Below are 7,303 nucleotides of genomic sequence, written 5' to 3'. Positions count from 1 at the left end.
ATATTATCTAAATACCAAAGTAAAATAGCTTCTCCTATTTGTGGTCTTTTGGCAGCTCCATGTTCTAAAAGTCCATGATGAGAAATTAACATATGTTTTAATAATAATACTTCTTCTTTATCTTGAAAACCCAATAATTGGGCTTCTTTTTCTAATTCACAAGCACCCATGACTAAATGACCCAATAGCAAACCTTTGGGAGTATAGTTTTTTTGTTCTAAATCTAGTTCTTTAATTTTTTCCATGTCATGTAAAATAGTACCTGCAAATAGTAAATCACTATTGAGAAAAGGATAAATTTTTAAAAGAGATTCTGCCATTTTTAACATAGTTAAAGTATGATAACCAAGTCCGCCATAATAATTATGATGAATTTTTAACGCTGCTTTGGAAATTAAAAATTTATTTTTGTTTTTGCAATATAAATTGTAAGTAATTTGTTTTAAGACTTTGTTTTTTATTTTATGTAAATAGTTTTCTAATTCGTCTTTTACTATTGCAAAAGAAATAGGAGCACATTCATAAAAGGCTAAATAAGTTTCATACAAAGTTTGCATATCTAATACATTATAAGCTAAATTGTATGTTTGATTCATCAAAATAAGTTCTTCATTTTTGAGAAGACAAATAGTTTTAAAATGATATATTTGTCCTTGGATAGGTGGTTTGGTTTGAGGTTCTAATTTGATGTTGATGTCGCTTTTGTCTTGTAATTGCAAGGTGATATTATAAAAATGAAGTCCTTGATTGATGCTTGTTACTTTGCCTGTAAAAAAGTTGATTTGTCCTTTTTGATATTTGGGTAAGATGTTGGTTTGGTTTTTTTTCATACGTTTGTTTCCTATTGGTCTAGATTGGTATTGATAAAAATATGTTGATGGAAGTGTTTGTAAATGGAAATAGTAAGTTTGCATTATTACATTTATAAACAAAAATAAATTGATGTTTATAATTTTGTTATTACATAATTTAGTTCATTTTATTTTTATTCATTATTTTATTTATTTATTGTTTATCTAGGATTTGATTTTGGCTAAGTACAAAATTAATTAATTGTTCTTTAATGTTGGGTATTTCTCTATTAAGTACTTTGGTAATTAGTTGTTTTTGTGTATGTTTAATCCATGTTCCTTTGGGTTTGTGGGGTAATTGTTTTAAGACTTCTTGCCAACTAAAATTAAGTTCAGTAATTGTTTTTATTGGTAAATATTGATAAATATATTGTATTTTGGCTGCTGCATAAGGTTCTTTTTGCAAAAGATAATTAATTTGATTAGCTAGGAGACAATTTTTTAATCCATGTTTAAATAAATTAAAAGTAATATTTTCCCAAAGATATAAACTTAAAGAGGCAATGTTTTGGTAGCTTTTTTTCTTTTGTTTGGTAAAAGGAAAAGATGCAAGGATTTGGTTGTTGAGTAAAAGCGACATTGACCAAAAAATTCTTCTTTTTAATTTGTGGTGTGCTTGAATGTATTTAAGTTGAGTTTCATGTAGATAAGCTAAACAAAGAATGCTTTGGGTTAGTTGGGGTAAAAATAGATGGGTTTTAGTTTCTATCATAGTTTTAAAAGTTTGGTGCCAGTTTTTGTGAGTGATGATTTTTTCGATGTGTTCATAGATTCTTTGAGAAGAAATTTTAGCTAATAAATGGTTTTTGTGGATGATAGCTTTTTGGGTAGTTTTTTCTATGCAAAATCCTATTTTAGATTGAAAATAAAAAGCTCTTAAAATTCTTAAAGGGTCTTCTTGGAATCTAATAAAAGGGTCTTTGATGGTGCGGATCAAACCTTGCTTTAAATCTTTTTTTCCTTGTTTTTCAGGTGTGAAATCAAATATTTTACCAGTTTCATCCATTAAAAGAGCGTTAATAGTAAAATCACGTCTTAAAAGGTCTTGATGGACGTTTTTGGTGAAAAAAATTTCACTAGGGTGGCGATAGTCTTTGTAAGTGCCTTCTTTTCTGTAAGTAGTAATTTCGAAAAGATAATTTTCAAAAGTTATTTTAAAGCTACCATAATTAATTTTTATTTGGGTTGTTTTTTCTGGGCATAAAAGGAGTTTTATTTGTTGGGGGGCGGCGTTAGTAGTGATGTCGATGTCTTCGTTAGCATTTATTTTGAGTAAATAATCTCTGACAGTTCCACCCACAATAAAGGCTTCGAATCCGTTTGTTTTTAAGATAGTAATTATTTTTTGAGCTGTTTTTAGTTGATTGGAATGTTTCATATTTTGGGCTTTTAGCAATATTTCTAATTTTTTTATTTTGTTGTGTTTGATTGGTTGGTTGCCTTTGATGATAAATATAGTTAAGATAAAAGTAAAATAGATAATAGATATAAATATTAAAGGTTGTTTTTAGTTTGTTTTATTATTTATTTTTTGGTAAATGTGGTTCAATATAGTATTTTTTATTAGTATTTATTTGTAATTTTAATGTAGGTTGTATTATTTAGGATGTGTCAATATTTAAAATAACAACATTTTATTATTGGCCAATTAGTTTTTTTGAAAATAAAAGACCATCGGTTGTGATGGTCTAATTTGGTTGTGATAAGAGTTTTTATTGGGTTGCTGAAATTATTTTTTTTGTTTTTTTGTTGTTTTTATCGGGATAGTAAATTATTTTTTTTGATTCTTAGTTCTTGAAAAAATTTTTGTAAAAGTTGCATGCTTTCTTGAGCTAAAAGTCCTGATTGGATATTTAATTTATCCATAAAAGGCATATTTTGGATAGATGACATATCATTAAAAGAATATGATTTTTCCATGCTTGTGCCATAATAAAGGTTTTTGATGCCTGCTTGTATGATGGCTCCTGTACACATTAAGCAAGGTTCTAAAGTGACATAAAGAGATACATCATTTAAAAAACGGCTGTTTATCTTTTTGCCTGCTTTCATGAGGGCTAAAAATTCAGCGTGTCCAAAAAAAAGTTTTTTAGTGTTTCTGTTATTGTGAGCTCGTGCAATTATTTTTTGGTTTAAAACAGCGACAGCTCCGATGGGGACTTCTTCTTTGAGGTAGGCTTTTTGGGCTTCTTTTAAAGCTTCTTTCATAAAAAAAATATGTTGTTGGTTGTTATTTTCCATATTTTAAGTATTAATCCACATTCCAAAAGAATTATTGAGATGAATTATTTTAGTGGAGTTATTTAGATTGGTTGGTGAAGTTTTGCCAGTTAATTTTTGTTTTGTCAATATCTGCTAAACAATGGTGTTTGCGACAACGAGGTTCGTGGTATTCTTTTCCGCCTACCAAAACAACAGGTTCATTGCTTTGAGCAGGTTTGCCGTCAATTAATCTTTGAGTGCGGTTGGCTTTTTTGCCACTGATAGCACAAATTGAAGTTAATTTAGTAACGGTGTCTGCAATTGCTAATAAATAAGGCATTGGTCCGAATGGTTTTCCGCAAAAATCAAGTTCTAAACCTGATATAATAACTTCAATATTGCAGTTAGCTAAATAATCTACAATAGCGACAATGTCGTTATCTAAAAATTGGGCTTCATCTATTATGACAACATTAATTTCGGGAGTAATAAACGGGAGAATGTCTTTGCTTTTGTCAATTAAAATAGCAGGAATAGTGTTTTGATTGTGAGAAACTATTTCTTCTTTAACAGAATAACGGTCATCTATTTGCGGTTTAAAGGATAAAATTTTTTTGTTGAGTTGTAATGCTTGATTACTGCGTTGAATTAATGCTTCTGTTTTGCCTGCAAACATTGGTCCACAAACAACTTCAATAAACCCTTGCCCTTGTTCTTTTTGGGTCATTCTTTTGAACTCCTTTATAAATAAGATAATTTGAATTAATTTTTTTGGTTTTTGTGGTGTGATAGTTGGTCCAAAAGAACTTGGAGGGTGATTTTCTATTTTATTTTTTAAGTATTTATTATTTATTTTTAATCAATTCTTCGGTGGTTTCTTTTTGGTTATCAGCATTTGAAGAAACTGTTTTAACTTTTTGGTCTTGGGTAATACCATAACGTTTGTTAAATTTGTCAACTGGCCCTGCTTTAACTACAAAAGTTTGGGCGCCAGTGTAAAAAGGGTGGCAATTAGAACAAGTTTCTATTTTGATGCTAGTAACTGTGGTGCCAATTGGGTGTTGTTTGCCACAAGTTGCACAAGAAACTTCCACTGTTTCAAATTGAGGGTGAATATTTGCTTTCATGTGTTTAGGACTCCTTATTATTTTTTTGATTTTATTTATTTTTATTTTGTTATGCGATGTGTTTGTGTTTTATTATTTATTACTTTTTAATTTTTGATTTTTATTATTTGAACTTTTTGATGGTATATTTGAACTTTTGATTTTTTATTTCTTTCTTTATCTTTATGAAAAAATCATAAAATATAAATATAAAAAATAAGAAAGAAAAGGAAGGCAAAGAGTTTTTAGGCTCTTTGTAATTTGAGCTTTTTGAGTGCCCTAGCAGAGATTTTTACTTTTTGAACCTTGCCGTTTTCGTCAACAATTTTTACGTTTTGTAAGTTGGCTTTCCAAATTCTTTTAGTTGCGTTCATAGCGTGGCTACGACGATTACCAAAAAGGGTGGTTTTTCCAGTGATATAACATTTACTCATTGTTTTTCTCCTTTGTTAATTACAATATATAAGTTATTATATCACAATAAGGGTTTATTTGGGTGATTTTTTTTGTTAAAAATAAATTTATTGTTAGTTGTTTGGTTTGGGATAATTTTATATTTAGGATAGGGATTTATTTTAATTGCAACATTATTTGATTTGATTGTTTTTATGTTATTTTGCGCACGGTTATTATCTTTTTTGTCCATCATCTCCATTATATTTGTATATTTATTTGATAATTTAGTAAAATAGTTAAAGCCTTTATTTGGTTTGTACATAAACACTTTGTTTTTTCTTGGATTTTTGGTATATTTTTTGCTACAATTAAAATATAATATATATTTAGATGAAACACTCCAATAATTTGCCCCTAGTAAAGAATGAATATTTTATTTTTTTAGTATATTTTGTTTTTGCTTAGGGTTTATTATATTTGTTGTTATTTATTTTATTTATTATTTTCATTCCTAATTATTTTTTTCCTATTTCATTTGCATTATTAACATTTGTATTATTCATATTTTTATTAAGGAGATATTTATGTTTGCGAAAAAAAATTTATTGATTGTCTTTGTGTGTTCCTTAATTGCAATGCTATTTTCGTTGTTAGTTTTTGTAATTGTTGTAAGTAAGTTAGGATATTTGAGTTTTAAAGATGTTAAAGAAACTAATTTATCCAAAGACATAAAATCACCTAAAACATAAGAGCAAAGAGATAATAAGACAAATCAATTAGCTCAAAGAGTTGCTGAACAAGTAAAGGAACAATTTCAATTGACTACTTTAACAGAAAGCCAAATTAAAGAAATTAAGGATGGCAAAATAGTTTTATCCAAAGAACAATTAGAAGCAATAAAAGGAGAGTTAAAGCCTTTGGTGGATCTAAATTTTTAACTGAAGAAAATAAATCTAATATTTTAACAATTGATGCAAAAGAACGTTTTAATCGTATTAATAAAGATATTCATTTATTTTGTAGTTCGTTAGAAAATAAAAAAATTGTTAAAGAACATTCAGTTAAGGAAAAAGAAAATTTTATTGTAGAACTTATTATTATGTATTTGCAATTAATTTATCCTGCGCAAATAAAAATCAATAAAGAAGCGATGAATTGTGGAGGTAAAGTTGATATTAAAGTTGATTTTGATGATTTTGTCTATATTGCTGAATGTAAAATGTTTGATAAAGTTCTTAATAAAGAGATGGAAAATATTGATCATGCCTGTGATCAATTAATGAATTATATCAATGGTCAAAATAAAGAAGGTGCTATTTTTTTGTTTAATAAAAACTCTAATTTTGCAGGACAAATAAAAACTATTGAAAAATGGATTAAAGATAAACACAAATTAGAACCTAATAATTGTAAAGGACCAAATCCTAATTCTTGGGTTGTACCAATAAAACACGTAAATGGGCATGATTTTACATTATATATTGCTTGTTATAATTTGAGTAGTTTTGTAGCTGAAAGTAAAAAACATGAAAAGCAAAAAGATGTAGGAATTAAAACAGTTTCATCCCATAAAGAAGGAAATATACAAAGTAATGAAGGCATTCAAGAAAATTTAACGACAAATAAACAAGGAGAATAAAATCAAGTTTTAGATGTCAATAGAGGTACAAGTAATAATGCGAATGTTTCACAGGGTAAAGGAAAGCGAGGAAGACCAAACAACCCAAACCCAAATAAAGGGACACAACAACAAAAGCAAAAGAAGAACAACGATAAACCCTCAAACCCCAAAAAGGATTACAAAAATCAAACTCAAAACCAACAAGCGAAAAATAGTTTTTCTCAGCCAAATCCACCAAAACCAAAGCAGCAAAACAATGATAAATCTCAAAAACCCAAAAAATAATTAACCCTGAATATTGACAAACCCCTTATAATTTGTTAAAATATAATTGAACTTTAACCTTTTGGTTAGTTGTCTTTGGGTTGGTTCATTGGCATAACGGTGTCATACTTTATTTTTGTAGAAAAAAATAAAAAAAGAGTTAGGCGTCATATCCGAGCTCTTTTTGTATATCAGATCTTAATTTATAATATAAAAAACTCAACACTGTCATATAAGAGTTGAGTAAAAAAACTATAATATCATAATTGTTATTATAATATGGATTTTTTTAAATAAAAAGGAGATAACAATCATAACGGCGCCCTCCTTTCTTTATTTTTGTAGATGATGTATTTTTCAACACCACATTTATTTTAACATCTAATAAAATAAAATGCAAATCGCATCTATAATTAAATATTTTTTAAAGATAAAAGACTAGTTTTTGCTAGTCTTTTTTTTTTTTTTGCTTTTTTTGCCCCTTTGACCCCTTTTTTGCCTTTGCGCCGCGCTTTTTCTCACTTTTTCGACCTTTTTTTGCATCTTAATTGTTGCATTACTTAAAAAATGTTATAATAAAGCTAAGTAAATTATTATTTTGTTATTCCTCAATTATTTTGTTTTGCATGTTTGAAAACATTTAATATTTGAAAAAGGGACCAATAATTTACTTTTAGTATCATTTTTTTGTATTACTTAATTGTTCTTCATTTTAAGAACATCATTATTCCTTAATTTAAGAACAAATTGTTCCTTATTATAGGAATGCCCTTTTTATCCTTATTAAGTTAGTTTTTTAAAAATTATCAAATTATTATCTTTAATTATTTATTAATTAAAATTGTTTTTTGGGTATTTTTAAA

General features: G+C 27.5%; 8 protein-coding genes. 2 read left to right on the top strand and 6 right to left on the bottom strand.

The genetic code is table 11. The features are described from left to right. The 6 genes from OL66_RS03695 to rpmB all read right to left on the bottom strand — a co-directional run. The coding region (locus OL66_RS03695; protein ID WP_238568790.1) for an HD domain-containing protein at nucleotides 1–914 on the bottom strand (914 nt) is incomplete at its 3' end. Between the two features lie 91 nt (nucleotides 915–1,005). Next, nucleotides 1,006–2,229 carry a CCA tRNA nucleotidyltransferase gene (locus tag OL66_RS01785; protein WP_034172227.1) on the bottom strand — a complete coding sequence of 408 codons (1,224 nt, stop codon included), beginning with the start codon at nucleotides 2,227–2,229 and terminating at the stop codon, nucleotides 1,006–1,008. 377 nt (nucleotides 2,230–2,606) lie between these two features. Continuing rightward, entirely contained in the window at nucleotides 2,607–3,059 is a 453-nt protein-coding gene (locus tag OL66_RS01780) for a nucleoside deaminase (protein ID WP_238568789.1), read from the bottom strand. Nucleotides 3,060–3,150: 91 nt separating this feature from the next. After that, nucleotides 3,151–3,780 (bottom strand): thymidine kinase, encoded by a 630-nt coding sequence (locus OL66_RS01775; protein ID WP_011160479.1) that lies wholly within the window; start codon nucleotides 3,778–3,780, stop codon nucleotides 3,151–3,153. A gap of 118 nt (nucleotides 3,781–3,898) precedes the next feature. Then, a complete protein-coding gene (gene rpmE, locus OL66_RS01770; protein WP_011160480.1) occupies nucleotides 3,899–4,180 on the bottom strand; it encodes a 50S ribosomal protein L31 in 282 nt (93 codons plus the stop codon). Between the two features lie 224 nt (nucleotides 4,181–4,404). Next, nucleotides 4,405–4,593 (bottom strand): 50S ribosomal protein L28, encoded by a 189-nt coding sequence (gene rpmB, locus OL66_RS01765; RefSeq protein ID WP_011160481.1) that lies wholly within the window; start codon nucleotides 4,591–4,593, stop codon nucleotides 4,405–4,407. A 546-nt stretch (nucleotides 4,594–5,139) separates the two neighbouring features. On the opposite strand from rpmB, the gene OL66_RS03855 reads away from it, so the two are divergent. Next, entirely contained in the window at nucleotides 5,140–5,304 is a 165-nt protein-coding gene (locus OL66_RS03855; protein WP_156956351.1) for a hypothetical protein, read from the top strand. A 350-nt stretch (nucleotides 5,305–5,654) separates the two neighbouring features. Continuing rightward, on the top strand, nucleotides 5,655–6,194 hold the full coding sequence (locus OL66_RS01760) for a hypothetical protein (RefSeq protein WP_011160483.1): 540 nt from the start codon (nucleotides 5,655–5,657) through the stop codon (nucleotides 6,192–6,194). Nucleotides 6,195–7,303 lie beyond the last annotated feature (1,109 nt).

Origin of the sequence: Chrysanthemum yellows phytoplasma (genome assembly GCF_000803325.1) — a bacterium.
Taxonomy (GTDB): domain Bacteria; phylum Bacillota_I; class Bacilli_A; order Acholeplasmatales; family Acholeplasmataceae; genus Phytoplasma; species Phytoplasma asteris.
Note: the sequence above shows the minus strand (reverse complement) of the source record. Positions and strands in the feature narration are given on the sequence as shown.

Coding starts and splice junctions, on each gene's coding strand:
- OL66_RS01760 (WP_011160483.1), top strand. CDS start 5,655: ATGTATTTGCAATTAATTTATCCTGCGCAAATAAAAATCAATAAAGAA.
- OL66_RS01775 (WP_011160479.1), bottom strand. CDS start 3,780: ATGACCCAAAAAGAACAAGGGCAAGGGTTTATTGAAGTTGTTTGTGGA.
- OL66_RS03855 (WP_156956351.1), top strand. CDS start 5,140: ATGTTTGCGAAAAAAAATTTATTGATTGTCTTTGTGTGTTCCTTAATT.
- rpmE (WP_011160480.1), bottom strand. CDS start 4,180: ATGAAAGCAAATATTCACCCTCAATTTGAAACAGTGGAAGTTTCTTGT.
- OL66_RS01785 (WP_034172227.1), bottom strand. CDS start 2,229: ATGAAACATTCCAATCAACTAAAAACAGCTCAAAAAATAATTACTATC.
- OL66_RS01780 (WP_238568789.1), bottom strand. CDS start 3,059: ATGAAAGAAGCTTTAAAAGAAGCCCAAAAAGCCTACCTCAAAGAAGAA.
- rpmB (WP_011160481.1), bottom strand. CDS start 4,593: ATGAGTAAATGTTATATCACTGGAAAAACCACCCTTTTTGGTAATCGT.